General features: G+C 74.3%; 1 protein-coding gene. It reads left to right on the top strand.

What is annotated here, in order from left to right; genetic code table 11:
- A partial coding sequence (locus E1292_RS50590) for a DUF5682 family protein (protein WP_246091084.1) occupies positions 1 to 631 on the top strand: 631 nt, incomplete at its 5' end.
- Between the last annotated feature and the right edge of the window lie 54 nt (positions 632 to 685).

Below are 685 nucleotides of genomic sequence, written 5' to 3'. Positions count from 1 at the left end.
CGGTACTTCCGCGCCCGGTACTCCTGCGCCCGGTACTTCCGCGCACATGGACGCCAAGCCGGGCGCGGGAGGTGCTCAGGGCATGGGAAAGGTGACGAGCGCGGGAGGAGCGTCGCGTCCAGGGGGTGCGGCGTCCGATGGGGGCGCGGACGGGGAGGCGGTGTCGCCGAGGGGGCAATGGCTGGGCACGCTGCGAGGCATCAGCGACAGGCAGGATCTGCACGGGCTGATCGAGGGCCGGCTCACCCGGATCCTGCTCGACTGCGGAGGGCTCGACGACGCCGGCGACCGCATGTCCAGGGCCATGTCGCGGGGCCAGCCGCCGGCGCGGGCGGCGGCGTGGGTCGAGGGGTTCCTGGCCGGGGGCGGGCTGCTGCTGGTGCACGATCCCCGGCTGCTCGGCCTGGTGGACGGCTGGCTCACCGGACTGTCCTCCGACCAGTTCACCGACGTGCTGCCGCTGCTGCGCCGTACGTTCGGCACGTTCGCCGCGCCGGAACGGCGGGCGGTCGGCGAGCGGCTGCGTTCGGCCGGTCGTGACGCAGGAGAGCGGGATCAGGCCGTCGACGAACGCCGCGCCGCGCCCGCCGTCGCGACCGTGCTCTCCATTCTCGGCACGGCGGGCCGATGAGTGCGCCGGGGGTCACCGCACCGGTGAGGTCGGGTGGTGGGGGGCTGTCTCTTA

Origin of the sequence: Nonomuraea deserti, assembly GCF_004348685.1 — a bacterium.
GTDB classification, from domain to species: domain Bacteria; phylum Actinomycetota; class Actinomycetes; order Streptosporangiales; family Streptosporangiaceae; genus Nonomuraea; species Nonomuraea deserti.
This window is presented reverse-complemented; position numbering and strand designations above follow the sequence as displayed.